This is a genomic window from Streptomyces sp. Tue6028 (assembly GCF_002300165.1).
In the GTDB taxonomy this organism is placed as follows: domain Bacteria; phylum Actinomycetota; class Actinomycetes; order Streptomycetales; family Streptomycetaceae; genus Streptomyces; species Streptomyces siamensis.
Genome location: NZ_MLCE01000011.1, coordinates 1 through 26,001, shown reverse-complemented (window position 1 = coordinate 26,001; position 26,001 = coordinate 1). Strand labels below are relative to the sequence as shown.

Genomic DNA, 26,001 nt, shown 5'->3' with positions numbered 1-26,001 from the left:
CACCGCGGTGCTGGTGCTGCTGGCCTTCCCCGTCCTCGCGGCGGCCCTGTTCGCGCTGGAGGCGGACCGTAAATTCGGTGCGCATGTCTTCGACGCGGCAAACGGCGGAGCCTTGCTCTGGCAACACCTCTTCTGGTTCTTCGGGCATCCAGAGGTGTACATCATCGCGCTGCCGTTCTTCGGAATCATCTCCGAGGTCATCCCGGTGTTCTCGCGCAAGCCGATGTTCGGTTACATGGGCCTGATCGGCGCGACCATCGCGATCGCCGGTCTGTCCGTGACGGTGTGGGCCCACCACATGTACGTCACCGGTGGTGTGCTACTCCCGTTCTTCTCCTTCATGACGTTCCTCATCGCCGTTCCGACGGGTGTGAAGTTCTTCAACTGGATCGGAACGATGTGGAAGGGCTCCTTGTCCTTCGAGACACCGATGCTCTGGGCCGTCGGCTTCCTCATCACCTTCACCTTCGGTGGTCTGACCGGCGTCATCCTGGCCTCGCCGCCGATGGACTTCCACGTCTCCGACTCGTACTTCGTGGTGGCGCACTTCCACTACGTCGTCTTCGGCACCGTGGTGTTCGCGATGTTCTCCGGCTTCCACTTCTGGTGGCCGAAGATGACCGGCAAGATGCTCGACGAGCGCCTCGGCAAGATCACCTTCTGGACGCTGTTCGTCGGCTTCCACGGCACGTTCCTGGTGCAGCACTGGCTGGGTGCCGAGGGCATGCCGCGTCGTTACGCGGACTACCTCGCGGCCGACGGCTTCACCGCGCTGAACACGATCTCGACGATCAGCTCGTTCCTGCTCGGCCTGTCGATCCTGCCGTTCCTCTACAACGTGTGGAAGACGGCCAAGTACGGCAAGCCGGTCGGCGTCGACGACCCGTGGGGCTACGGCCGTTCGCTGGAGTGGGCGACGTCCTGCCCGCCGCCGCGGCACAACTTCCTCACCCTGCCGCGGATCCGCAGTGAATCCCCGGCGTTCGACCTGCACCACCCGGAGATCGCCGCTCTCGACCAGCTCGAGAACGCCGGTCACGGCACGTCGGCTCTGTCTGGTGGCAAGGAGGCCGGCAAGTGAAGGTCCAAGGCAAGATGTTCATCTGGCTGGCCCTCTTCATCCTCGTCATGGCGATCGTCTATGGCGTGTGGTCGAAGGAGCCGGCCGGTACCACGGCGCTCTTCCTGGGCTTCGGCCTGAGCATCATGATCGGCTACTACCTGGCCTTCACGGCCCGGCGGGTCGACCAGATGGCACAGGACAACAAGGAGGCCGACGTCGCGGACGAGGCCGGCGAGGTGGGCTTCTTCAGCCCGCACAGCTGGCAGCCGCTCGCGCTCGGTGTCGGTGGCGCGCTCGCCTTCATGGGCGTCGTCTTCGGCTGGTGGCTGCTGTACTTCTCGGCCCCGATCATCATGATCGGCCTGTGGGGCTGGGTCTTCGAGTACTACCACGGTGAGAACCGCACCCAGTAGGGCGCGCCGATCACCCGGGAGCCCGGACTTTCCGCAAGGAGGGTCCGGGCTCCCTCGTTTGCCGGTAGCCGTCCCCCGCACGGGTCACCCGCCGCGCAGCAGTTGACGGTCGTTCATAGCGTGGGCCCATGAACCACTCTCCGCGCATCCGCACGGTCATCGGCTGCACCGCCCTGGTGGTCGCCCTCGGCGCCGGCGTCACCGCCTGCTCCGACGGCCACCCGCTCTCGGCGAAGCCGTACGACGCGGCGGGACTGATCTCCTTCAACGGTGTATCCGGCGACGGCAAGAAGGCCGCGAAGGTCGACCCGGACAAGCCTTTGGAAATCACCGCCGAGGACGACGACGAGCAGATCACCGACGTCACGGCCACGGACGCGTCAGGACGCTATGTCGTGGGCGAACTCGCCGCCGACGGCAGCCGCTGGCACAGCACCTCCCCGCTGGCCGCAGGCGCCCACTACACGGTGCGGGTGAGCACCGAGGACGAGGACGGCGCCCAGGGCCGCAAGACCTTCGAGTTCGACACCACCACGCCCACCACGAAGCAGCACGTGGACGTGAAGTTCGGCCCGAAGGAGGGCACGTACGGGGTGGGGCAGCCCGTCACGGCCGAACTCAGCGTCCCCGTCAAGGACAAGGCGGCCCGCACGGTCGTCGAGCGGGCCCTCAAGGTCGACTCGATCCCCGCCGTGGAGGGCGCCTGGCACTGGGTGGACGACAAGACGCTGCACTACCGCCCCAAGGAGTACTGGCCCGTCCACGCCACGGTCCAGGCGCACAGCAACCTGGCGGGCATCCGGATCGGCGACCGTCTGTGGGGCGGCAACGCCAAGGCGCTGAAACTCACCACCGGCGACAAGCTCGTCGCCATCACGGACGCCGCGGCGCACTCCATGACGGTCTACCGCAACGGCCGGCAGATCAACCAGATCCCGGTCACCACCGGCAAGCCCGGCTTCGAGACCCGCAACGGTGTCAAGGTGGTGCTGGAGAAGCAGTACTTCGTACGGATGCGCGGCACCACCGTCGGCATCGCCGAAAACAGCGCCGACTCGTACGACCTGCCCGTCTACTACGCCACCCGGGTCACCTGGAGCGGCGAGTACGTGCACGCCGCGCCCTGGTCCGTGGGCGACCAGGGATACGCCAACGTCAGCCACGGCTGCACCGGCATGAGCACCAGCAACGCCGAGTGGTTCTTCGACAATGTCCGCGAGGGCGACATCGTGCAGGTCAAGAACTCCAACGGCGCGACGATGGACCCGTTCGGCAACGGCTTCGGCGACTGGAACATGCCCTGGAAGAAGTGGCGCGAGGGCAGCGCCGTCGTGGGCGGCACCCCCGACGCCCCCGCCGCGGCGGAGAAGGCCCGCCTGCGCCCAGAGTCCGTGTGACGTCCGGGCGCCGGGCGGGAGCCCGCCTCTCAGGCGCCCAGAAGAGCCTTACGGCGCAGCAGGGAGGCCAGCGAGGCCGCGAACTCCACCGGGTCCACCGGATGGGTCACGGCCGCCTCCGCGCGGCTCCACGTGGCCAGCCAGGCGTCCTGGGGCCGGCCGATCAGGACGAGCACGGGCGGGCAGTTGAAGACCTCGTCCTTGATCTGCCGGCACAGACCCATGCCACCCATCGGCACGGCCTCGCCGTCCAGCACACAGACGTCGATGCCGCCCTTGTCGAGCTCGCGGACGACGGCGGCCGGCGTCGCGCACTCCACGAACTCGACGGCGGGGACGTCGGGAGCGGGCCTGCGCCCGGTTGCGAGCCGCACCTGTTCGCGGGTGTTGGAGTCGTCGCTGTAGACCAGCACCGTGGCGGTCGGCTGCATTCTTCCTCCGAGACGTCGGCGTCGTACGGACATGAAGCGATCGGGCTGATCGGTCAGGCCCCGATGCGCGGATGCTACTCCCTTGAACACCTCGTCAACACCGGTTCGGACAGGCCTTCGATGGGCCATATGGGCTGGACACACCCCATCAACACTCCGAACGGCACCCCCCGGGGTGAGGGCGGGATAAGCGACCGACATAATGTCGGTCGTGGCGACAGCAACGACAGTAGAAACCGGGCACGCGCACCCGTCGGTCAATCGGCCGAACCTCACCAGCGTCGGAACCATCATCTGGCTGAGTTCCGAGCTGATGTTCTTCGCGGCCCTCTTCGCGATGTACTTCACCCTGCGATCGGTGACCGGGCCGGAGCACTGGAAGGAAATGGCGTCCAGCCTGAACTTCCCGTTCTCCGCGACGAACACCACGATCCTGGTGCTCTCCTCTCTGACCTGCCAGCTCGGCGTCTTCGCCGCCGAGCGCGGGGACGTGAAGAAGCTCCGGATGTGGTTCGTCGTCACCTTCATCATGGGTGCGATCTTCATCGGCGGTCAGGTCTTCGAGTACACGGAGCTGGTCAAGAAGGACGGGCTCTCGCTCTCCTCCGACCCGTACGGCTCGGTGTTCTACCTGACCACCGGCTTCCACGGACTGCACGTGACGGGCGGCCTGATCGCCTTCCTGCTTGTCCTCGGCCGCACCTACGCGGCCCGGAGGTTCACCCATGAGCAGGCGACCGCCGCCATCGTCGTGTCCTACTACTGGCACTTCGTCGATGTCGTCTGGATCGGCCTCTTCGCCACGATCTACATGATCAAGTAGCCGGGCCCACCGCCCGACACATCCAGAAGCATCGACGCAGAAGATCCTGACACCGGGGTAATCCGTGAAAAAGCTCTCCGCACGACGACGCCATCCGCTGGCGGCGGTCGTCGTCCTACTCCTCGCGCTGGCGGCCACCGGGGGGCTGTACGCCGCGTTCGCACCCGCGGACAAGGCGCAGGCCGATGAAACCGCCCAGTCCCTCGCCATCGACGAGGGCAAGAAGCTCTACGCCGTAGGCTGCGCAAGCTGCCACGGCACCGGCGGTCAGGGCACCTCCGACGGGCCGAGCCTCGTGGGCGTCGGCGCCGCGGCGGTCGACTTCCAGGTCGGCACCGGCCGTATGCCGGCCCAGCAGCCGGGCGCGCAGATCCCGAAGAAGAAGGTCATCTACTCGCAGGCCGAGATCGACCAGCTGGCGGCGTACATCGCTTCGCTCGGCGCCGGTCCCGCGATCCCGACCAAGAACCAGGTCAGCCCCGAGGGGGCGGACATCGCCGCGGGTGGCGAGCTCTTCCGCACCAACTGCGCCCAGTGCCACAACTTCACCGGCAAGGGCGGCGCGCTCACCCACGGCAAGTACGCGCCCAGCCTGGAAGGTGTCGACCCGAAGCACATCTACGAGGCCATGCAGACCGGCCCGCAGAACATGCCGTCCTTCCCCGACACGACGCTGTCGACGAAGAACAAGCAGGACATCATCGCGTACCTCGACGCGGTCAACGGTGACGACACCGAGAGCCCCGGCGGCCTCGAACTGGGTGGCCTCGGGCCGGTCAGTGAGGGCCTGTTCGGCTGGGTGTTCGGTCTCGGCGCGCTGATCGCCGTCGCCGTCTGGGTCGCCGCTCGGACCGCAAAGGCCAAGAAGTCATGAGTAGCCAAGACATTCCAGAAGAGAACCTGCCCGCTGCGCAGGACGCCGACGAGCACGCTCCCGGCACGGTAGCCGTCGCGGACGAGACGAACCCGTTCGCGGACCCCGGTCTGCCGCCCCACGAGCACCGCATCCAGGACATCGACGAGCGGGCCGCCAGTCGGTCCGAGCGTACGGTCGCCTTCCTGTTCACGCTGTCGATGCTGGCGACCGCCGGCTTCATCGCGTCGTACGTGACGATCCCGAGCGACAAGTCGATCTACGTCTTCCCGATCGGGCACGTCAGCGCGATGAACTTCGCGCTCGGTCTGACCCTGGGCGTGGCGCTGTTCTCGATCGGCGCGGGTGCGGTCCACTGGGCCCGCACCCTGATGTCCGACGTGGAGATCATCGACGAGCGTCACCCGATCGCGGCCGAGCCCGAGGTCAGGGCCAAGGTCATGGCCGACTTCAAGCAGGGCGCCAAGGAGTCCGCGCTCGGCCGCCGCAAGCTGATCCGCAACACGATGTTCGGCGCGCTGGCCCTGTTCCCGCTCTCCGGCGTGGTGCTGCTGCGCGACCTCGGTCCGCTGCCCGGCACCAAGCTCCGCCACACGCTGTGGTCCAAGGGCAAGCTGCTCGTCAACATGAACACGAACGAGCCGCTGCGTCCCTCGGACGTCGCCGTCGGTTCGCTCACCTTCGCCAAGCCCGAGGGCCTGGAGGAGCACGACGAGGACTTCCAGAAGGAGATCGCCAAGGCGGCCCTGATGATCGTCCGGCTGCAGCCGGAGAACATCAAGGACAAGCAGGAACTCGAGTGGTCCCACGAGGGCATCGTGGCCTACTCGAAGATCTGCACCCACGTCGGTTGCCCGATCTCCCTGTACGAGCAGCAGACGCACCACGTCCTCTGCCCGTGCCACCAGTCCACCTTCGACCTCTCCGACGGTGCCCGAGTCATCTTCGGCCCGGCCGGTCACGCCCTGCCGCAGCTGCGCATCGGCGTGAACGACGAGGGCTACCTCGAGGCGCTCGGCGACTTCGAAGAGCCCGTCGGTCCTGCATTCTGGGAGCGCGGATGAGCACTACCACGACCTCCGACTCGCGCTCGCGCGAGAAGGCGCCCGCGGGTGAGCGGGTAGCCGACTGGGCCGACGGCCGCCTGGGGATCTACTCCCTGGCCAAGGCCAACATGCGCAAGATCTTCCCCGACCACTGGTCGTTCATGTTGGGTGAGGTCTGCCTCTACAGCTTCATCGTCATCATCCTCACGGGTGTGTACCTGACGCTGTTCTTCCACCCGTCGATGAACGAGGTGGAGTACCACGGCAGCTACGTCCCGCTGCAGGGCCAGCTGATGTCCGAGGCGTTCAACTCGACCATGCACATCTCCTTCGATGTGCGCGGTGGTCTGCTGATCCGGCAGATCCACCACTGGGCGGCGCTGATCTTCCTCGCCGGCATGTTCGTGCACATGATGCGCGTGTTCTTCACGGGTGCGTTCCGCAAGCCCCGTGAGGTCAACTGGGTCTTCGGATTCCTGCTGTTCGTCCTGGGCATGTTCACCGGCTTCACCGGTTACTCGCTCCCGGACGACCTGCTCTCCGGCACCGGTGTCCGCTTCATGGAGGGCGCGATCCTGTCCGTGCCGATCGTCGGCACGTACCTGTCGTTCTTCCTCTTCGGCGGCGAGTTCCCGGGCGGCGACTTCGTGGCCCGCTTCTACTCGGTGCACGTGCTGCTGCTGCCGGGCATCATGCTCGGCCTGGTCGTCGGCCACCTGATCCTGGTCTTCTACCACAAGCACACGCAGTTCGCGGGCCCCGGCAAGACGAACAACAACGTCGTGGGCATGCCGCTGCTGCCGGTCTACATGGCCAAGGCCGGAGGCTTCTTCTTCCTGGTCTTCGGTGTCATCGCGGCCATCGCGGCGATCGCCCAGATCAACCCGATCTGGGGAATCGGCCCCTACCGTCCGGACCAGGTGTCCACGGGCGCCCAGCCCGACTGGTACATGGGCTTCTCCGAGGGTCTGATCCGTGTCATGCCCGGCTGGGAGATCAACTTCTGGGGTCACACGCTCGTCCTGGGCGTGTTCATCCCGCTGATCATCTTCCCGCTGGTCCTGGTCGCGATCGCGGTCTACCCGTTCATCGAGTCCTGGGTCACCGGCGACAAGCGCGAGCACCACATCCTGGACCGCCCGCGCAACGTCCCGACCCGGACCGCGTTCGGTGCCGCCTGGATCAGCTGGTACTTCGTCCTGCTCGTCGGTGGTGGCAACGACCTCTGGGCCACGCACTTCCACCTGTCGATCAACTCGATCACCTGGTTCGTCCGGATCGCGTTCTTCGTCGTGCCGGTGCTGGTCTTCCTCGCCACCAAGCGGATCTGCCTCGGCCTCCAGCGCCGCGACCGGGACAAGGTGCTGCACGGCCGCGAGTCGGGCATCATCAAGCGCCTGCCGCACGGTGAGTTCATCGAGGTCCACGAGCCGCTCAGCCAGGACGCGCTGCACACGCTCACCGCGCACGAGCAGTACAAGCCGGCCGAGATCGGCCCGACGGTCGACGAGAACGGTGTCGAGCGCAAGGTCAACGGCCCGGAGCGACTGCGCGCCAAGCTGAGCAAGGGCTTCTACGGGGAGGACAACCAGATCCCCAAGCCCACGGTCGAGGAGTACAAGGAGATCACGAGCGGCCACGGCCACCACTGATCACCCACCGATCCTGCTGATCGCCACGGCTGGAGCCCCGTCCATTGCATGGACGGGGCTCTTTGCCGTCCTCCGGGCTGGATAGGGTGGAGCCTGCCGGTACGTGCGTGCGTACCCGCCTTTTGTACGTGTCTACGAACCCAGGAGCGGCATATGAGTGCTGTGACCCCCGCTGGAGGCGACATCGCGGCGGGCCGTTCCTGGCCCGAGGTACTGAACGGCCTGCTCGACGGCCGTGACCAGAGCGCCGACGACACGGCGTGGGCGATGGACCGCATCATGCGCGGCGAGGCGACGGACGCGCAGATCGCCGGCTTCGCGGTGGCGCTGCGCGCCAAGGGCGAGACGGTCGAGGAGATCTCCGGACTCGTCCGGACGATGTACGAGCACGCCAATGTGATCGAGGTGCCGGGTCCGGCGGTGGACATCGTCGGGACGGGCGGCGACGGCGCGAAGACGGTGAACATCTCCACGATGTCCGCGATCGTGGTCGCCGGGACCGGCGCCAAGGTCGTCAAGCACGGCAACCGGGCCGCGTCGTCGGCCTCGGGTGCCTCGGACGTCCTGGAGAAGCTCGGCGTCAATCTGGAACTGACGCCGAAGCGGGTCGCCGAGGTAGCCGAGGAGGCCGGGATCACCCTCTGCTTCGCCGTGAAGTTCCATCCGGCGCTGCGTCACGTGGCCGCCGCGCGCGGTCAGCTGGGGATCCGGACGACGTTCAACATCCTCGGCCCGCTGACCAACCCGGCACGGGTGAAGGCCCAGGCTGTCGGTGTGGCGGACCCGCGTATGGCGCCGATCGTGGCCGGTGTCTTCGCCGAGCGCGGCAACTCCTCGCTGGTCTTCCGCGGCGACGACGGACTCGACGAGCTGACCACGACGTCGACGTCGCGCGTCTGGATCGTGCGCGACGGCAAGGTGACCGAGGAGCGCTTCGACCCGCGCGACGTCGGGATCGAGCTCGTCCCGGTGGAGGCCCTGCGCGGCGCCGACGCCTCGTACAACGCGGACGTCGCGCGACGGCTGCTGAACGGCGAGCGCGGTCCCGTGCGGGACGCGGTCCTGCTGAACTCGGCGGCGGCGCTGGTGGCGCTCTCGCCGGGCGACGCGCCGCTGACGGAGCAGATCCGTGTCGCCATGGCGCAGGCGGCCGAGTCGATCGACTCGGGGGCCGCGAAGCAGGCCCTCGACCGGTGGGTGCGGGTCAGCAACGCCTGACCACCGCCGTCCGTACCCGATGTGACACGGGGCGCAGTCCGGATCCTGGACTGCGCCTTGCACGTCGAAGATCTTCTGGCAAGATGCTGTACCAGGTCATGAGCGACAGCCATCAGGCCCCGGCCGGCTGTCCGGCAACCCTCCGTCCGTGGCGGGGTGCCCCGGGTGAGGACCAGGCCGTAGGCAGCGAGGTCTACGGCAAGCGCGGACCCCTCGTGTCACCAGGGGTCCTGGTCGTTCGAGGGAGCCTTCTGTGAGCAAGCGAATGCGATAGGGCGTCGAGCCCCGCCTCCGCGTACCCCTTTCACCTTTTTCCCGCGCCGAGCCGTACCTCCGTGCACCGGCCGCGCGGTGATTCCGCCTGCCTCTCACAGGAGCTCGCCATGTCTGTCACCACCGTTGCCGCCGACCAGTCCGTTTGTGCCCCTCTGGCCGTTCTCGGGCGAGATGTCACCGTCCCGCTCGTGACGGGCGGCGAGGTCACCTACGCCGCGCTCGACTACGCCGCCAGCGCCCCCGCCCTCCAGCGGGTGTGGGACGACGTCGCCGCGTACGCCCCTTACTACGGCAGCGTGCACCGCGGGGCCGGCTACCTCTCGCAGCTGTCCACCGACCTGTTCGAGAACGCCCGCCGGACCGTCGCCGAATTCCTCGACTGCCGCCCCGACGACCAGGTCGTCTTCACCCGCTCCACCACCGACTCGCTCAACCTGCTCGCCGCCACCCTTCCGGCCGACTGCCAGGTCTTCGTCTTCGAGACCGAGCACCACGCCTCGCTGTTGCCCTGGCGGGACGCGCGCGTGACGTACCTGAACGCCCCGCGCACCCCCGAGCAGGCGGTCGCGACGCTGGAGCGGGCCCTCGCCGACCGCGACCCGCACGGCCCGGCCCTGGTCTGCGTCACCGGCGCCTCCAACGTCACCGGCGAACTCTGGCCGGTGCCCGAACTGGCCGCCGCCGCGCACGCCCACGGCGCGCGCATCGTGCTGGACGCCGCGCAGCTGGCCCCGCACCACCCGGTGTCGGTGCGGGACCTCGACGTCGACTGGGTCGCCTTCTCCGGGCACAAGCTGTACGCGCCCTTCGGCGCCGGCGTCCTCGCGGGCCGCGCCGACTGGCTGCGGGAGGCCGACCCTTACCTGGCGGGCGGCGGCGCGAGCCGGAAGGTGTCGCGGCGCGAGGACGGCGGTGTGGACGTGGAGTGGCACGACACCGCCGCACGGCACGAGGCCGGTTCGCCGAACGTCATCGGCGCCTACGCGATCGCCTCCGCCTGCAAGGCGCTCACCGAGGCCGGCTTCGACACGCTCGTCGCCCGCGAGCGGCACCTGATCGACACGGTCCGCGCCGGTCTCGCCGGCGTACCCGAGGTGCGGGTGCTCTCGCTCTTCGGCGACGACGCCGCGCGCGTCGGTGTGATCTCCTTCGTCGTCGAGGGCTGGAACAGCTCGCACTTCGCCGCGGCGCTCTCCGCCGAGTACGGCATCGGTGTCCGCGACGGCCTCTTCTGCGCCCACCCGCTGGTCAGGACCCTGCTCGGCAGCGACCCGCAGACCCAGGGGGAGTGCGGGGCCCCGGAGGCCGCGCCCGGCGAGAAGTCCCTCAACGCGATCCGCGTCAGCTTCGGCGCGGGTACCCCCGACGAGCACGTCGAGCGCTTCGTCACCGCGGTGAAGGAGCTCGTGCGGGACGGCGCGAAGTGGCGGTACCGCACGGAGGACGGCCGCTGCGTGCCCGCGGTCTGAGCGGGGTTCTCGTCAAGGGCCGCCCGGCGACCGGGCGGCCCTTCGTGCTGCGGTCACACGATCAGGAGTCGAGCCCGATCGCGAACGCCGCCTCCAGGTCGTGCTGGGAGTAGGTGCGGAACGCGACATGCGTGTCCGTGGCCTCGACGCCCGGGATCTTGCTGATCTTGCCGGGGATGACGTCCGCCAGGTCGTCGTGGGCCTGCACCCGGACCATCGCGATCAGGTCGTACGTACCCGTGACGGAGAAGACCTCGCTGACGGAATCCAGCGCGGCGATCGACTCGGCGATCTCGGGGATCCGGTCCACGCTGGTCTTGATGAGGACGATCGCGGTGATCACGGCTGGTTCTCTCCCTCGGGGGCCGCTGTTGAGGCTCTCACCCTACTCGCGGTCCAACCTGCCCGGTCGTCCGCCGTGCGGCCGGGCCGCCACCGGGGGCGGTGTCCCCTCGGCGGGCCCGGCGGCCGTCCGGCCGAACCGCAGCCACGCGTAGCCGAAGCCGAGTGTGAAGCCCACCAGATGGGCCAGATAGGCGACCCCGGGGCCGCCGTCGTCCTGGCCCGCCGCCAGCCACTGGAGGATCACCCAGAAGGGCAGCACCACCCAGGCGGGAAAGCGCAGCGGCAGGAAGAAGAGGAACGGCAGGAGACTGGTCACCCGGGCCGTGGGGAACAGGTACAGGAACGCGCCGAGCACCGCGGAGATCGCCCCGGAGGCGCCGACCAGGGACTGCTGCGACTCGGCGTTGGCCGCGGCGTAGCCGAGGAGCGCGAGATAGCCGCAGCCCACGTAGAAGAGGGCGAACTGCAGATGCCCCATGCGTTCCTCGGTCATCAGCCCGAAGACGAAGAAGAAGAGCATGTTGCCCAGGAGATGGAGCCAACTGCCGTGGATGAAAAGGGCCGTGGCGGGGGTGAGCGCCTCGCGCGCGGCTCCGTCGAACAGATCGCCGGGGACCACGCCCCAGCGCCGGAAGTAGGCCCGCTGCGCGGCGGCCAGCGCGTCCCCGGTGCCGTAGACCGGGTTGAGGCCGGACGCCGGGCCGATCACGAAGATCAGACAGCACAGGGCGATCAGCCCGTACGTCACCGGCGCCGACTGACCCCGTACCGCTCTGCCGACCGTCGTACTCCATTTGCTGATCATGGTGCAGAGCATGGCGTAACGGGACGGACGAACACAGACCGCCTCGCCGCGGTGGACGGCGGAGCGTCGGGGAGCCGCCAGGCCGTAGGGTTACGAGCCACATGCACCAGGAAACTGGCGCTGGACGGACACTAGAAGGAAGCGGACTGCCTCATGACGGTTCCCCTGCCGGACGCCAAGACGCGCTGGCGCTGCACTCTCTGCGGCAACCTCACGCGTTTCGACGTGACCCGGTCGTCGAAGGTCGTCGAGTATGTGCACCTCGACCTGGCCGGTGAGCCGAAGGTCGAGGAGCGCGAGGTGGTCAGTGAGACCATCGAGTCGGTCCGGTGCCGCTGGTGCAACGCGGTGGACCAGGTGGAACTGGTGGACAGGCCGGGCGCCGGCTCCTGAGGGAGCGGGCCCCACAGACATTGGGGTGACGGATGGTGGAGACCACAGGCGGGGAGCCGGACGACGGCGCCGCTGAGGTGCTCGACCGTCCGCTGCCCGACGGCGTGCGCCGCCGCGTCGTGCAGATCGTCTCCGACGGCTTCGGCGGGCTGACCGTCGGTGAACTGCCCGCCCAGTTGCGGCAGTATGCGCGATTCGCCCCCAATCGGCGGGCCAAGTTCGCCGGGAACGCCATGGCGGCGGCCCTGGAGACGGACACGCTGTTCAGACAGCGTATCGCCGAGAAGCTGAGAGAGGCGCAGCCGGAGATCGCCGGTGCCCTCGACTCGGGCGCGCCGCCCCCGGCCGCGGATCCGCTGGACGTGGCGGCCGCGGCCTATGTGCTGCGCCCCACGGGCTGGGTGAAGCTGGTGACCGCCGCCGGCGAGGAGGCCCTGCGGGCGGACGCCGAGCGCGCCGACGAGGAGACCCGGGCCGAGCTGGAGCGGCTGCGGGCGGAGCTCGCCGAGGCCCGCGGTCAGACCAGGGCCGAGACGGAACGGCTGCGCGCGGAAGTGGAGTCGGCGAAGAGGGAAGCGGAATCGCTTCACCGCAAGCTGCGCGGGGCCCTCAGCGACGTCAAGCGCGGCGAGGCGGCCCTGCGCAAGCTCCAGGGCGAGATGGACGGCGTACGGGCGGAGGCGCAGGCCCAGGTGTCCGCCTCCGACAGCGAGACCCGGCGGCTCAAGGCGCGCCTCGGCGAGGTCGAGGCCAATCTGGAGGCGACTCGGCGGGCGGCGCGTGAGGGCCGCAGTGTCGAGGACATGCGGGTGCGCCTGCTCCTCGACACGGTGCTGGACGCCGCCCAGGGGCTGCGGCGCGAACTCGCCCTGCCTCCCGTGTCGGTGCGGCCGGCGGAGACCGTCGACGCGGTCGAACCGGGACGAATGACACCAAAGGACATCGCCACTCGCGCGCTGTCCGAGAACGATCCCGCGATCCTCGACCAGCTGCTCGCGCTGCCCCAGGCGCATCTGGTCGTCGACGGCTACAACGTGACCAAGACGGGCTATCCGCAGATGCCGCTGGAGAAGCAGCGGCTGCGGCTCCTCGGGCAGCTCTCGCAGCTCGCCGCGCAGACCGGCTCCGAGGTGACCTGTGTCTTCGACGGGGCCGAACTGGCCGCGCCGGTGCTGCTCGCGCCGCCGCGCGGGGTGCGGGTGCTGTTCTCCAAGCCCGGTGTCACCGCCGACGAGTTGATCCGTCAGCTGGTCCGTGCGGAGCCTGTGGGGCGGCCGGTCATCGTGGTCTCGACCGACCGCGAGGTGGCCGACGGCATCGCGAAGGCGGGTGCCCGGCCGGTGGCCTCCGCGGTGCTTCTCAAGCGGTTCTCGCGCGGCTGACCATCTGCGGCCTAAGGCTCATAGGCAACGTACGCCCCATGTGTAACGTCCGGGCATGATGCCCGAATTGGCGTGACCTTCACGCAACGTAGTGTCAGAGCCGCATCACTGCATGTGAGTTGTCGGCAAAGAATGCGCTCGGTGACCGAGATTTTTCCTATGAGGATTTGAACTGATCACAGGAAGGTCACTAGGGTCAGGCCTCGAACCTCCGCTCGGGTGATCACTCATTGGGAGTGACGGTGGAGGGGCACCGCCCGTCGCGCATTCGGCAGGCGGCTGGAGGAAGAAGGAGCTCGCCTTCGTGGCGTCCCACCGTCGACCCAAGCAGCCGAGCCGCACCCGTGTGACCGTGCTCACCACCGCCGCCGCCGCTGCCGTGGCCCTCAGCGCCAACGCCGCCAATGCCGCGCCGAGCGAGAAGCCGAGCAAGGACGAGGTCAAGTCGAAGGTCGACAAGCTCTACGAGGAGGCCGAGAAGGCCACCGAGAAGCTGAACGGCGCCAAGGAGAAGCAGGAGAAGCTGCAGAAGCAGATCAGCTCCCTGCAGGACAACGTCGCCCGCGGCCAGGAGGAGCTCAACGAGCTGCGCGACGGCCTCGGTTCGATGGCCAGCGCCCAGTACCGGACCGGCGGCATCGACCCCTCCGTGGCGCTCTTCCTTTCCTCCGACCCGGACGACTACCTCGACAAGGCGTCCGCGATGGACCAGCTGAGCGCTCAGCAGGTCGAGGCGCTCAAGAAGGTCCAGGAGAAGCAGCGTTCGCTCGCCCAGCAGCGTTCCGAGGCCTCCGAGAAGCTCAAGGACCTCGCCGACACCCGCACGGAGCTGGCCAAGAAGAAGAAGGAAGTCCAGGGCAAGCTCGGTGAGGCGCAGAAGCTCCTCAACACCCTGACGGCCAAGGAGAAGGCGGCTCTCGACGCCGAGCAGGCCCGCGCCAGCCGCGCCAGCGAGCGCAGCGCCCTGGGCGGCTCCAGCACCCCCGCCTCCGGCCGTGCCGGTGCCGCCTTCAGCGCGGCCCAGAGCAAGATCGGCTCGCCGTACGTCTACGGCGCCTCCGGCCCCAGCTCCTTCGACTGCTCCGGCCTCACCTCCTGGGCCTACGCCCAGGCCGATGTCTCCATCCCGCGCACCTCCCAGGCGCAGGCCAACGCGGGCACGCGCATCTACTCGCAGAGCGACCTCCAGGTCGGCGACCTGGTCATCTTCTACGGCGACATGCACCACGTCGGCCTGTACGCGGGCAACGGCCAGGTGCTGCACGCCCCGCGCACCGGCACGGTCGTGCGCTACGAGTCGATCGGCAACATGCCCTTCCAGTTCGGCGTCCGGATCTGACGCACGCCTCCTGACGAGCCCTCGCCGAAGCATCGGCGGGGGCTCTCGTCACTCCGCCCAAACGGGCGAATTGCGGTACCGCCCGCTGACCCCGCGACCCGTCCGTGACCTGCGTCTGAGGCGGGGCGTCGCTTTGTGTGCCCGCAGAGACCTTTGGCCGCCGCGTAGTCGCACGGCTACTGTCTGGCGCGTTTCCCCCAATCCGGGGGACCGTCAGCGGAAGGGAGAGCGGCCACCCGTGGGGTTTCATCGCCGCCATGCACCGTCCGGCTTCGACCGGGGCGTCGGCGCCTTCGGCCTCGCCGCCTGCGTGATGTCCGCGGCGGCCGCCGCACTCGGCACCCTGCCCGCCTCCGCGGCACCGCAGGACGACACCCGGGCCGAGGTGGACCGCCTGTACACACAGGCGGAGAAGGCCACCGAGGCGTACAACAAGGCCGACGAGCGGGCCGACTCCCTGCGCGAGCAGGTCGGCACGGCGCAGGACGAGATCGCCCGGCAGCAGGAGCGCATCAACACCATGCGGGCCGCGCTCGGTTCGCTCGCGGGCGCCCAGTACCGCTCCGGGGGCCTCGACCCCTCCCTGGCGCTGCTGTTCTCCGACGACCCGGCCGAGTACATCGACAAGGCCGCCGCGCTCGACCGGATCAGCTCCCACCAGGCCGGCGAGCTCAAGGATCTCCAGTTCGCCATGCGGGAACTCGCGCAGAAGCGCGAGGAGGCCACCGGCAAGCTCGCCGAACTGGAGAAGAGCCGCAAGGCCGTCGCGCGGCACAAACGGACCGTGGAGCGAAAGCTCGCCGAGGCGCGACAACTGCTCAACTCGCTGCCCTACGCCGAACGCGCCGCCTACGACCGGGCGTCCCGCTCCGGCCGCTCGGATCTGCCCGACCTCGGGGACGCCGTCCCGTCCTCGGCCCGCGCGGCCGCCGCGGTCGCCGCGGCCCGCTCCGCGCTGGGCCGCCCCTACGTCTGGGGTGCCAACGGGCCGGGCGGCTTCGACTGTTCGGGCCTCATGCAGTGGTCGTACGCGCAGGCCGGGGTCGGGTTGCCGCGCACCTCGCAGGCGCAGCGGTACGCGGGCCGGCAGGTGCCGCTCTCCCAGGCGCAGCCCGGCGACCTCATCGCCTACCGTTCCGACGCCAGCCACATCGCCATGTACATGGGCAACGGCCAGGTGATCCACGCCCCGTACCCCGGTGCTCCGGTGCGGTACGACCCGGTGGGCATGATGCCGGTCTCGTCGGTCACCAGGGTCTGACCGCGGCCCGACCGGAGTCCGAAGCGCCCGGGCCACCGTACGATCGGGAACGTGGCTGGTCGAAGGCGTGCGTCGAGAGCGGGACTCTCCCTGGTGCTGCTGCTCGCCGTGCTCGTCGGCTGCGGCGGCCGGGCGTCCTCGGACACCGTGTCGGCCGAGGTGCAACGGGTCCTCGACCTGCGGGCCGCCGCGGTGCTCGCCCGGGACGAGCCGGCGTACCGGGCGACCGGGCGGCCGGCCGGTGCCGATCCGGACTTCGCGAACCTGCGCGCCGTCCCGCTGGAGTCCTGGGCGTACCGCGTGACCGACGTCCGTCGCACCGGCGACCGGGCCACGGCCGACGCCCAGTTGCGCTACCGCATCGAGGGGTACGACGCCGCGCCCGTCACCGTCGGCCGCACCCTGCGCCTGGTCCGCGCCGGCGGGAACTGGTACGTCGCGTCCGACGAGCCCGCGAAGAAGGCCAGCGAACAGCTCTGGGAGCAGGGCCCGGTGACGGTCGTGCACGGCGAGCACAGTCTGGCGCTGGGGGTGGGGCAGTCCGCCGAGCGGCTGCGCGACTACGCCGGGCTGGCGGACCGCGCGGTGCCCGCCGCGTCCGGGGCGTGGGGCACGGACTGGTCGCGGCACGTCGTCGTGCTCGTGCCGAAGTCGCTGGAGGGCATGGCCGGGCTTCTCGGCGCCCCGGCGTCCGGGTACCGGGGGATCGCGGCGGTCACCACGGGTGAGGCGGGCGGGTCCGGGAAGGCGCCGGCGGACCGGATCATCGTCAATCCCGACGCGTTCGGCGTCCTCGGCGACTTCGGCAAGCAGGTCGTGCTCACCCACGAGACGACCCATGTCGCCACCCGTGCCCACACCTCGGCCGCCACGCCACTGTGGCTCTCCGAGGGGTACGCGGACTGGGTCGGCTACCGCGGCAGCGGGCGGACGGCCTCGCAGGTCGCGCCGGAGCTGGAGCGTGCCGTGCGGGACGGGGACCTGCCGGCCGCGCTTCCCGTGGACGGGGACTTCGGGTTCAGCGGGGACGCGGCGCGGCTGGCACGGGCGTACGAGGGCGGCTGGCTGGCCTGCCGGCTGATCGCGGACCGGTGGGGCGAGGTCCGCCTGAACGACTTCTACCGCGCCGTCGGCGACCACGAGAAGCGCGCCGGGGCGGTCGAGGACGCGCTGCGGGACGTGCTGCACACGACGCCGGCGCGCTTCACGGCGCAGTGGCGGGACTACCTCAGGGCGCAGTTGCTTCCAGCCGGGTGATCGCCTCGGTCAGCCATGCCCGTTCCGCCTCGCCCGTCGCACGGGCCACCCGCAGCATGCCCTCCCGGAACAGGTCGCCGCTGTCCTCGGCCCGCACGGGCTCGCCGTCGCGGTAGAAGAAGCTCGCCGGCGTCCGGAGGAAGTCCAGCCTGCGGCGCAGCACCGCGGCCTGCTCCTGCCGGTCGGGCAGGTGGCGCAGGAAGGCCAGCAGGGTGTTGAACCGCACCTGGTCGGTGATCTCCGCCTGCTTGGGGTGGCGCAGCCGCTCCAGCAGATCCTCGCGCCCCCGGTCGGTGAGCGACAGGATGCGGCGCGGGGCCGCGCTGCTGCCGGGCGCCGTGCGCTGGTCCAGCTTGCCCGCGTCGACCAGGCGGCTGATCGCGGGATAGAGGGCCCCGTCGCTGACCGGGCGGACATGGCCGCTGAGCGCCTTGATGCGCTCCTTCAACTCATAGCCGTGCAGCGGTTCTTCGGACAGGAAACCGAGGATCGACAGCTCCAGCACGCGGCGGCTCCGTGGTTGCGGGTCTCTTGGCGCCATGGTACCTCTTATCGAGCTACCTCGAAACGATGTAGCTCTGATCGAGGTGTCGCGGCGGACCGCACCCGCCGGGCGCCCGTACCGAGGCAGGCCCTGCCGGGCCGCCCGTCCATGGAGGCCCACCGGGCCGCCCGCACCGAGGGAGCTCCTGTGAACGCGCACCGCAAGCAGCTCATCGCGCTCGCCCACCCCGTCTACCTCTCCCTGCTCGCCTCCGTCGCCTCCGGGGTCATCAACACCCTGTGGGTCTCCCGGCTCGGCGGCGCCGCCGTGGCGGCCGTCGCCGTCGCCACCAACACCGAGAACGTGCTGCTCGGCGTCGCCCTGGTCTTCGCGTCCGGCACCACCGTGCTGGTCTCGCACGCCCGCGGCGCCCGGGACCCGGGCGAGGTACGCGCGGCCGTACGCGGGGGATGGGCGCTGTGCGCCGTGGTCACGCCCACGGTCGTCGTCGGCGGCCTGCTGCTGCGGGAACCGCTGGCCCGGCTGGTGCTCGGCGGTGACGGGAAGGCCATGGTGCTCGCCGCGCAGTACTTCGCGATCTCCCTGCCGGGCATCGCGGTCTTCTTCGCGCAGAACCTCGTCGACGGCATCCTGAAGGGCACCGGCGACACCCGCACCCCGATGCGCCTGGCCCTGCTGGCCAACGGTCTGATCCTCTGCCTCGACCCGCTCCTCATCCATGCGTACGGCGTCCCCGGCGCCGCCGCCTCGACCGTGCTCTGCCGTTGCGTGGCCCTGGCGGCCGGGCTGCGCGCCCTGCGCCGGAACGCCCTGCTGCGCGAGGCCGCCCCGACGCCGCCCGCACGGTCCACCGCCGCCGCCCTGCGCCGCACCCTGCGGACCGGGCTGCCGATGTCCGCCGACTTCACCGTGCGGCAGGGCGGTGCGCTGGTCCTGATCGCGATCGTGGCCCGGCTCGGGGTGACGGCCGTCGCCGCGTACTCCATCGCCTACAAGGTCATGTACGTCGCCACCATGGCGTTCTACGCGGTCCGGCAGGCCGCCTCGATCCACACCGCGCACACCCGCGGCGCGGGGCGCGACGAGCGGGGCGCCATCGGGCGGCAGGCCGTGTTCGTCTCCGGCGCGGCCGGCCTGTTCGCCGCCTGTCTGCTCGGCGCGCTGGCGCCGTGGATCATGCGGGCGTTCGGCGCCGGTCCCGACGTCGCGCACGACGGCGTGCTGTTCCTGCGCTGCGTCGGCCCGTACCTGCTGCTGATGGCCTGTTGCATCGCGCTCGGCGGGGTCTTCGAGGGGAGCGGGGGAGCGCCGGTCCTGCTGCGCGTCACCCTGCTCGGCACCGCGGTCCAGCTACCGGTCGCCTACGTCCTGTCGGGGCTCGGACTGCCCGGGATCTGCCTCGCCCTCGCCCTGTCCATGACGGTGCAGTGCGCGGCGCTGGGCGCCTGGGCCCTGCGTCAGGAGGACGCCAGGCTCTCCTGGGTGCGGGCCGCCTGAGGGGGCACCCTCGGCGCGGGGTCGGACACCGTGCTCCGCCACAGCTCCAGGGCGGCCAGCACGGTGGCGATCACCAGCAGGCCGTTGCGTGCGAACAGGAGGCTCACGCCCAGCAGATCGCTGCCCACGACGTGCGAGAACCAGACCGGGAACTCCAGGACGGTCACGAAGCACGCGGCCAGCGCCAGGACGACCGGCAGGGTCATCCCGCTGCGGCGGAAGCACAGACAGACCGCCGCGAGCCCGACCAGCCACACCATGTACTGCGGGCTGATCACCCGGCTGGTGGTCGTGAACATCAGCACCGCCACGAACGCGGCGTCCGCGAGCGTGTGCGGCAGGAACCGCCTGACCCGCAGCCGCCACAGCAGCAGCCAGCCGAAGGCGAGCCCGGTGAGGACCAACGCCGCCGTGCTCACCACGTCGACGTACGGGCCGAGGAACTCCACCGAGCCGTAGTTGAGCAGCACCTGACCGTCCCAGCCGTGCCCGCGCGCCACGTGGAAGACAAGGGAGCCGAGCGACTCCACCTCGGTGCCGCGGTCGCGCTGGAACGTCAGGAAGGAGAACGCGCCCGGCATCGCCAGGCCGAACACGGCCGCGATCACCGCGGCCGTCACCGCGGCGGCGGCCCAGGCCCGGCGCCGGACGGCCCCCACCAGCAGCAGCACCGGCCACACCTTCACCAGTGCGCCGAAGCCGGTGAGCATCCCCATGATGCGGGGATGGCGCGCGCCGGCGAGCAGCGCGGCGACCGCGACGGCCGTCACCATCACGTCGTAGCGGGCGTACACGGTCGGACCGAGCAGCGGCACCCCGACCGCCCACACCCAGGCCCCGCGCAGGGTCTTTCCGGGGCGCAGGCCCGCGTAGAAGAGCAGGGCGAACACCACCAGGTCGGCGACGCAGGCCAGCACGAAGAACGCCTGCGCGTAGCCCAGGGTGGGCAGCAGCGCGGGGGAGAGGATCGCGAGCGCGGCGGCCGGCGGGTACTGCCAGGTGACGTCGTCCAGCGGGAAGGTGCCGTCGCGCAGGACCTCGTACCAGCCCTGGTAGATCACGAAGACGTCGCTCGTGACGTCGGGGCCGGGGAAGACGTACACCTTGAACACGAACAGGAGCAGCAGCACTCTGGTCAGGGTCCAGGTCCCGAGCAGCGCGAGCGGTCCGTACGGGAACCACGCCCCCCTAGTGCCCGTCATGCCCACCTGGTCCTTGTCCGTCCGGAACGAATGTGCTGTGCTGCCGTGGTCCCGCACGGCCCGCGGTCGCGTCGTCGCGGAGCCCGCCGCGTACCGCGTGCGCCGTGGTCATGATGTCGCGCCGCCCTGTGCGCGAGCCGTCAAGCGCGGCCGTGCGGAGCTGTGAGTATAGGTTCGGTAGTGTCGAACACGATGCACAAGACCTTGATCGTGACGAACGACTTCCCGCCCAGGCCGGGTGGCATCCAGGCGTTCCTGCACAACATGGCGCTGCGCCTGGATCCCGAGCGGCTCGTCGTCTACGCCTCCACCTGGAAGCGCGGCCACGAGGGCGCCGAGGCCACCGCCGCCTTCGACGCGGAGCAGCCCTTCACCGTCGTGCGCGACCGCACGACGATGCTGCTGCCCACGCCGGGGGCCACCCGGCGGGCCGTCGGACTGCTGCGCGAGCACGGCTGCACGTCGGTGTGGTTCGGGGCGGCGGCACCGCTCGGTCTGATGGCGCCGGCGCTGCGCCGGGCCGGCGCGCAGCGGATCGTGGCCACCACCCACGGGCACGAGGCCGGCTGGGCGCAGCTGCCCGCGGCCCGCGGACTCCTGCGCCGCATCGGCGAGTCCACCGACACGATCACCTACCTCGGTGAGTACACCCGCTCCCGGATCGCCTCCGCGCTGACTCCCGAGGCCGCCGCGCGCATGGTCCAACTGCCGCCCGGCGTCGACGAGAAGACCTTCCACCCCTCCTCGGGCGGTGACGTGGTGCGCGCCCGGCTGGGCCTGACCGACCGCCCCGTCGTCGTGTGCGTCTCGCGTCTCGTGCCGCGCAAGGGCCAGGACACCCTGATCCTCGCGATGCCGCGCATCCTCGCCAAGGAGCCGGACGCGGTGCTCCTGATCGTCGGCGGCGGGCCCTACGAGCGGGACCTGCGCAAACTCGCGTACGACACCGGTGTCGGGGAGGCGGTCCGGTTCACCGGGGCGGTGCCCTGGTCGGAGCTGCCCGCGCACTACGGCGCCGGGGACGTCTTCGCGATGCCCTGCCGTACGCGGCGCGGGGGCCTCGACGTCGAGGGGCTCGGCATCGTGTACCTGGAGGCGTCCGCGACCGGGCTGCCCGTCGTGGCCGGTGACTCCGGCGGGGCGCCGGACGCGGTGCTCGACGGTGAGACCGGGTGGGTCGTCCGCGGCGGTTCCCCGTCCGAGACGGCCGACCGTATCGTCACCCTCCTCGGTGACTCCGAGCTCCGCCGCCGCATGGGCGAGCGGGGTCGGGCCTGGGTCGAGGAGAAGTGGCGCTGGGACCTGCTGGCCGAGCACCTGCGTGAGCTGCTGTAGCGGTCACTCGCCCCCTCCGCCCCTGCCCGTCCCTTGTCCCTGGGGGCTGCCGCCCCCGGCAAGATTCAGCCCCTCCGGCGTTTGAGGAGCGGGGTCCGGGGCGGAGCCCCGGGGGTGGGACGGGTAGGGGCGGAGGGGGCGAGGTTCCTTGCTCCCGGAGGCTCCGCCCCGGACCCCGGATCGGCCTGGACGGCCTCGTCCTCAAGCGCCGGAGGGGCTGAAATCAGCCCCTCCGGCGGATTGAGGAGCGGAGCCCCGGGGGCGGCGCGGAGTGCCGGGAAACGCGGAGGGCGCGGGTCCTCGGTGAGGACCCGCGCCCTGAAGGCTTCCGAAGGGCTCAGCCCCGGTAGATCGCCTCGATCTCGTCCGCGTAGTCCTTCGCCACCACATTGCGCTTGAGCTTCAGCGACGGCGTCAGGTGCCCCGACTCCTCGGTGAACTGCGAGGGGAGGATGCGGAACTTGCGGACCGACTCCGCCTTGGACACGGCGGCGTTGCCGTCGTCGACGGCGTCCTGGATCGCCGCGAGGAGATCCGCGTCCTCGCGCAGCGACGCCGCGGTCGAACCGGCCGGCTTGCCGTGCTCGTCGGCCCAGCGGCCCAGGAACTCCTCGTCGACGGTGACCAGCGCGCCGACGAACGGACGCCCGTCGCCGACGACCATGCACTCCGCGACGAGCGCGTGCGCACGGATGCGGTCCTCGATCACGGCCGGGGCGACGTTCTTGCCGCCGGCGGTGACGATGATCTCCTTCTTGCGGCCGGTGATGCGGAGGTAGCCGTCCTCGTCGAGGGTGCCGATGTCACCGGTGTGGAACCAGCCGTCGGCCAGTGCCTCGGCCGTCGCGGCCTCGTTGTTCCAGTAGCCCTTGAACAGGTGCTCGCCGTGCAGCAGCACCTCTCCGTCGTCGGCGATCCGGACGACGGAGCCCGGCAGCGGCTGGCCCACCGTGCCGATCTTCGTCCGGTCCCAGGGGTTGAACGCGGTCGCCGCGCAGGACTCGGTCAGGCCGTAGCCCTCCAGCACCGTGAAGCCGATGCCGCGGAAGAAGTGGCCGAGCCGCTCGCCCAGCGGCGCGCCGCCGGAGATGGCGTACTCGCCGCGGCCGCCGAGCACCGCGCGCAGCTTGCTGTAGACCAGCTTGTCGAAGGTCTTGTGCTTGATCCGCAGGCCGAGGGAAGGCCCCGACGGGGTGTCCAGGGCGCGGCTGTACGCGATCGCCGTGTCCGCCGCCTTGTCGAAGATCTTGCCCTTGCCGTCGGCCTGGGCCTTGGCGCGCGCCGAGTTGTAGACCTTCTCGAAGACGCGCGGCACACCGAGGATCAGCGTCGGTCGGAACGCGGCGAGCTCGTCGGTGAGGTTCTTGATGTCGGGGACGCAGCCGAGCTTGATCGGCGCCATCATCGGCGCGACCTGCACGAGCCGGCCGAACACGTGCGCCAGCGGGAGGAACAGCAGGACGGAGCACTCGCCCGTGCGGAACAGGGGGCGCAGGCGCTCGACGATGTTGCCGCACTCCGCGAAGAACGCCCGGTGGGTGAGCACACAGCCCTTGGGACGGCCGGTGGTCCCGCTCGTGTAGACGATGGTCGCCGGGTCGTCGGCCTTGGCGAGGGAGCTGCGCTCCTCGACGGTCGCGTCGCTGACGTCCTTGCCGACCCGGCCCAGCTCCTCGATGCCGCCGGCCTCGATCTGCCAGACGTGCTTGAGGGCGGGCAGCCGGTCGCGCACCGACTCCACCGCGGCGGCGTGCGCGTCCAGTTCGACGATGCAGGCGGTCGCGCCCGAGTCGCCGAGGATCCACTGGACCTGCTCGGCGGAGCTGGTCTCGTACACGGGCACGGTGATCGCGCCGGCGCTCCAGATCGCGAAGTCGAGCAGCGTCCACTCGTAGCGGGTGCGGGACATCAGGCCCACCCGGTCGCCGGGCTGCACGCCCGAGGCGATCAGGCCCTTGGCCGCGGCGTGCACCTCGGCGAGGAAGGCGGTGGCGGTGACATCCGTCCAGGTGCCGCCGACCTTGCGGGCGATGACGGCCACGTCGGGATGCTGCGCGGCGTTTCTGCGGACGATGTCGGTGAGATTTCCGTCCGCAGGGACCTCGTACAAAGCCGGAAGGCTGAACTCGCGCAAGACTGCTGCTCCTCATAGGGCGCCGACGCCACGACTCTGTGTGATGCGACGGTGCGGTCCAAGGCTCGGGCAGGCACTCAGGTGATCACTTGTTGAAAACCTGAGTACGACTGGACTGCCCGGACGTTACCCGCCGGTATGGCGTCTTCGACAGGGGGTCCCGGCGAGATGTTCTGTGCGTCACACGTGTTGGCGTTCCTTCGCGCACAGTAGTCCACGCAATTCCTGACTAGCCAGTAACCGCAGGTCCGACCGCCTCTATTCACGTTTGCCCCACACGCCTACGCTTGATCGTCATGGCATCCACACCGGTCGGCAACGCGAGGACGCGCATTCATGTGGTCAGTGACGTGCACGGCAACGTCCGCGACCTGGCCAGAGCCGGGGACGGCGCGGACGCCCTGATATGCCTCGGTGACCTGGTGCTCTTCCTCGACTACGCCGACCACTCGCGCGGCATCTTCCCGGACCTGTTCGGTGTGGAGAACGCGGACCGCATCGTCGAGCTGCGCACCGCCCGCCGCTTCGAGGAGGCGCGCGCGTTCGGCGCCCGTCTGTGGTCGGGCATCGGCGCGGACCGGGCCGCGGCCATCGAGAAGGCGGTGCGCAAGCAGTACGCCGAGATGTTCGCCGTGCTCCCGACGCCGACGTACGCGACCTACGGCAATGTCGACATGCCGACCCTGTGGCCGGAGTACGCCGGGCCCGGTACGCAGGTCCTCGACGGTGAACGCGTGGAGATCGGCGGCCGGGTCTTCGGGTTCGTCGGCGGCGGACTGCGGACGCCGATGCGGACGCCCTACGAGATCAGCGACGAGGAGTACGCGGCCAAGGTCGAGGCGATCGGCGAGGTCGACGTGCTGTGCTCGCACATCCCGCCGGAGGTGCCGGAGTTGGTGTACGACACGGTGGCGCGCCGCTTCGAGCGCGGCTCCCGCGCCCTCCTGGACGCGATCCGGCGCACCCGCCCGCGCTACGCCCTGTTCGGCCACGTCCATCAGCCGCTCGCCCCCCGTATGCGGGTCGGGGCGACGGAATGCGTCAATGTGGGCCACTTCGCGGCCACGGGCACGCCCTGGGCGTTGGAGTGGTGAGGTGCCGTGGCCGGTGAACCCCAGGTGGGGTGACAGCGCCCGCGGCTGTGCGCGGTAGCCTTCACGCTGCACACACGTGCGCCCCACCCTCCCTCACCGGACCGCATCTGGAGGAGCCACCGCGATGGCGGAACACACCAGTTCGAGCATCACGATCGAGGCGGCACCGGCTGACGTCATGGCGGTGATCGCCGACTTCGCCCGCTACCCGGACTGGACGGGTGAGGTGAAGGAGGCCGAGGTGCTCGCCACCGACGACCAGGGCCGCGCCGAGCAGGTGCGCCTCGTCATGGACGCCGGCGCCATCAAGGACGACCAGACCCTCGGCTACACCTGGACCGGCGACCACGAGGTCTCCTGGACCCTGGTCAAGTCCCAGATGCTGCGCTCGCTCGACGGCTCCTACCTGCTCAAGCCCGCGGGCACGGGTGCCACCCAGGTCACCTACCAGCTGACCGTCGACGTCAAGATCCCCATGCTCGGCATGATCAAGCGCAAGGCCGAGAAGGTCATCATCGACCGCGCGTTGGCGGGCCTGAAGAAGCGCGTGGAGTCGGGCGAGGTCTGACTCCCGGGACCGGCGCGCACCTACGGCGATCCCGGCACCCCGGGACCTGAGCGGGGTGCGCCCGGCGATCTCCGGCAGCGACGCGGCGCCCCCGGCGTCCTGGAGACCGAGTCCGGTGACCCCGGCGGCCTCTCCCGGGAGGGAGAAGTCCGCGGTGACCCGGGGACCGAGTCCGGTGACTCCGGTCTCCGTCGGGATCGCGACGTCCGCCGTGACCTGGGC

General features: G+C 70.2%; 24 protein-coding genes and 1 riboswitch. Of the genes, 18 read left to right on the top strand and 6 right to left on the bottom strand.

All coding sequences use genetic code 11. The features are described from left to right. The 3 genes from BKI49_RS09560 to BKI49_RS09550 form a co-directional block, all read left to right on the top strand. Positions 1-1,081: cytochrome c oxidase subunit I (locus tag BKI49_RS09560; RefSeq protein ID WP_179332378.1), on the top strand; the 1,081-nt coding region annotated here is incomplete at its 5' end. Then, entirely contained in the window at positions 1,078-1,476 is a 399-nt protein-coding gene (locus tag BKI49_RS09555; RefSeq protein WP_095933792.1) for a cytochrome c oxidase subunit 4, read from the top strand. The genes BKI49_RS09560 and BKI49_RS09555, both read left to right, overlap by 4 nt. A 128-nt stretch (positions 1,477-1,604) precedes the next feature. Continuing rightward, positions 1,605-2,873, top strand: a complete 1,269-nt coding sequence (locus BKI49_RS09550; protein ID WP_095933791.1) for a L,D-transpeptidase — start codon at positions 1,605-1,607, stop codon at positions 2,871-2,873. A gap of 29 nt (positions 2,874-2,902) precedes the next feature. On the opposite strand, the gene BKI49_RS09545 is transcribed toward BKI49_RS09550, so the two are convergent. Then, positions 2,903-3,304, bottom strand: a complete 402-nt coding sequence (locus tag BKI49_RS09545; protein WP_095933790.1) for a response regulator — start codon at positions 3,302-3,304, stop codon at positions 2,903-2,905. Positions 3,305-3,506: 202 nt separating this feature from the next. Between BKI49_RS09545 and ctaE the strand changes: the two genes are divergently transcribed. The 6 genes from ctaE to BKI49_RS09515 all read left to right on the top strand — a co-directional run bounded on the left by ctaE (position 3,507) and on the right by BKI49_RS09515 (position 10,662). Continuing rightward, positions 3,507-4,127: an aa3-type cytochrome oxidase subunit III gene (gene ctaE, locus BKI49_RS09540; protein WP_028803258.1), complete on the top strand. Its 621-nt coding sequence runs from the start codon at positions 3,507-3,509 to the stop codon at positions 4,125-4,127. A 64-nt stretch (positions 4,128-4,191) separates the two neighbouring features. Beyond that, entirely contained in the window at positions 4,192-5,001 is an 810-nt protein-coding gene (qcrC, locus tag BKI49_RS09535; protein ID WP_095933789.1) for a cytochrome bc1 complex diheme cytochrome c subunit, read from the top strand. Beyond that, positions 4,998-6,065: a cytochrome bc1 complex Rieske iron-sulfur subunit gene (gene qcrA, locus BKI49_RS09530; RefSeq protein ID WP_095933788.1), complete on the top strand. Its 1,068-nt coding sequence runs from the start codon at positions 4,998-5,000 to the stop codon at positions 6,063-6,065. Before qcrC ends, qcrA begins: the two co-directional genes overlap by 4 nt. Next, positions 6,062-7,699, top strand: coding sequence for a cytochrome bc1 complex cytochrome b subunit (qcrB, locus tag BKI49_RS09525; RefSeq protein WP_095933787.1), 1,638 nt, complete (start codon positions 6,062-6,064; stop codon positions 7,697-7,699). Before qcrA ends, qcrB begins: the two co-directional genes overlap by 4 nt. A gap of 153 nt (positions 7,700-7,852) precedes the next feature. Next, on the top strand, positions 7,853-8,917 hold the full coding sequence (gene trpD / locus BKI49_RS09520; protein WP_095933786.1) for an anthranilate phosphoribosyltransferase: 1,065 nt from the start codon (positions 7,853-7,855) through the stop codon (positions 8,915-8,917). 94 nt (positions 8,918-9,011) lie between these two features. Beyond that, positions 9,012-9,128, top strand: a riboswitch (SAM riboswitch). A gap of 172 nt (positions 9,129-9,300) precedes the next feature. Next, on the top strand, positions 9,301-10,662 hold the full coding sequence (locus BKI49_RS09515; RefSeq protein WP_095933785.1) for an aminotransferase class V-fold PLP-dependent enzyme: 1,362 nt from the start codon (positions 9,301-9,303) through the stop codon (positions 10,660-10,662). 61 nt (positions 10,663-10,723) lie between these two features. Here the strand turns inward: BKI49_RS09515 and BKI49_RS09510 are convergent, their stop codons facing one another. Beyond that, positions 10,724-11,005: an Lrp/AsnC family transcriptional regulator gene (locus BKI49_RS09510; protein WP_028803252.1), complete on the bottom strand. Its 282-nt coding sequence runs from the start codon at positions 11,003-11,005 to the stop codon at positions 10,724-10,726. Positions 11,006-11,047: 42 nt separating this feature from the next. Then, complete coding sequence (locus BKI49_RS09505; RefSeq protein WP_095933794.1) at positions 11,048-11,812, bottom strand: rhomboid family intramembrane serine protease; 765 nt, start codon at positions 11,810-11,812, stop codon at positions 11,048-11,050. Between the two features lie 153 nt (positions 11,813-11,965). Here BKI49_RS09505 and BKI49_RS09500 point away from each other — a divergent pair, with 153 nt between their 5' ends. The 5 genes from BKI49_RS09500 (at position 11,966) to BKI49_RS09480 (ending at position 17,444) form a co-directional block, all read left to right on the top strand. Next, positions 11,966-12,205 carry a hypothetical protein gene (locus BKI49_RS09500; protein WP_037624014.1) on the top strand — a complete coding sequence of 80 codons (240 nt, stop codon included), beginning with the start codon at positions 11,966-11,968 and terminating at the stop codon, positions 12,203-12,205. Positions 12,206-12,237: 32 nt separating this feature from the next. Continuing rightward, the gene (locus BKI49_RS09495; RefSeq protein ID WP_095933784.1) at positions 12,238-13,587 is read left to right on the top strand and encodes an NYN domain-containing protein; all 1,350 of its coding nucleotides are present in this window, start codon (positions 12,238-12,240) and stop codon (positions 13,585-13,587) included. A 304-nt stretch (positions 13,588-13,891) separates the two neighbouring features. After that, complete coding sequence (locus BKI49_RS09490) at positions 13,892-14,926, top strand: C40 family peptidase (protein WP_095933783.1); 1,035 nt, start codon at positions 13,892-13,894, stop codon at positions 14,924-14,926. 238 nt (positions 14,927-15,164) lie between these two features. After that, positions 15,165-16,187: a C40 family peptidase gene (locus tag BKI49_RS09485; protein WP_095933782.1), complete on the top strand. Its 1,023-nt coding sequence runs from the start codon at positions 15,165-15,167 to the stop codon at positions 16,185-16,187. A 51-nt stretch (positions 16,188-16,238) separates the two neighbouring features. Further along, a complete protein-coding gene (locus BKI49_RS09480) occupies positions 16,239-17,444 on the top strand; it encodes a hypothetical protein (RefSeq protein ID WP_095933781.1) in 1,206 nt (401 codons plus the stop codon). Here the strand turns inward: BKI49_RS09480 and BKI49_RS09475 are convergent. Next, a complete protein-coding gene (locus BKI49_RS09475) occupies positions 17,416-17,949 on the bottom strand; it encodes a PadR family transcriptional regulator (RefSeq protein ID WP_095933780.1) in 534 nt (177 codons plus the stop codon). The genes BKI49_RS09480 and BKI49_RS09475 overlap by 29 nt on opposite strands. Before the next feature lie 186 nt (positions 17,950-18,135). Between BKI49_RS09475 and BKI49_RS09470 the strand changes: the two genes are divergently transcribed. Further along, positions 18,136-19,446 carry an MATE family efflux transporter gene (locus BKI49_RS09470; protein WP_095933779.1) on the top strand — a complete coding sequence of 437 codons (1,311 nt, stop codon included), beginning with the start codon at positions 18,136-18,138 and terminating at the stop codon, positions 19,444-19,446. Here BKI49_RS09470 and BKI49_RS09465 read toward each other — a convergent pair. Further along, positions 19,407-20,648: a glycosyltransferase 87 family protein gene (locus BKI49_RS09465; protein WP_095933778.1), complete on the bottom strand. Its 1,242-nt coding sequence runs from the start codon at positions 20,646-20,648 to the stop codon at positions 19,407-19,409. The two genes, BKI49_RS09470 and BKI49_RS09465, sit on opposite strands and share 40 nt — an antisense overlap. Before the next feature lie 192 nt (positions 20,649-20,840). On the opposite strand from BKI49_RS09465, the gene BKI49_RS09460 reads away from it, so the two are divergent. Further along, positions 20,841-21,983, top strand: a complete 1,143-nt coding sequence (locus tag BKI49_RS09460) for a glycosyltransferase family 4 protein (protein ID WP_095933793.1) — start codon at positions 20,841-20,843, stop codon at positions 21,981-21,983. A 337-nt stretch (positions 21,984-22,320) separates the two neighbouring features. Here the strand turns inward: BKI49_RS09460 and BKI49_RS09455 are convergent, their stop codons facing one another. Continuing rightward, entirely contained in the window at positions 22,321-24,117 is a 1,797-nt protein-coding gene (locus tag BKI49_RS09455; protein ID WP_095933777.1) for an AMP-dependent synthetase/ligase, read from the bottom strand. Positions 24,118-24,455: 338 nt separating this feature from the next. On the opposite strand from BKI49_RS09455, the gene BKI49_RS09450 reads away from it, so the two are divergent. Continuing rightward, positions 24,456-25,211 carry a metallophosphoesterase family protein gene (locus BKI49_RS09450; RefSeq protein ID WP_179332379.1) on the top strand — a complete coding sequence of 252 codons (756 nt, stop codon included), beginning with the start codon at positions 24,456-24,458 and terminating at the stop codon, positions 25,209-25,211. A 124-nt stretch (positions 25,212-25,335) separates the two neighbouring features. Further along, a complete protein-coding gene (locus BKI49_RS09445; protein WP_095933775.1) occupies positions 25,336-25,779 on the top strand; it encodes an SRPBCC family protein in 444 nt (147 codons plus the stop codon). The last annotated feature ends 222 nt before the right edge of the window (positions 25,780-26,001 follow it).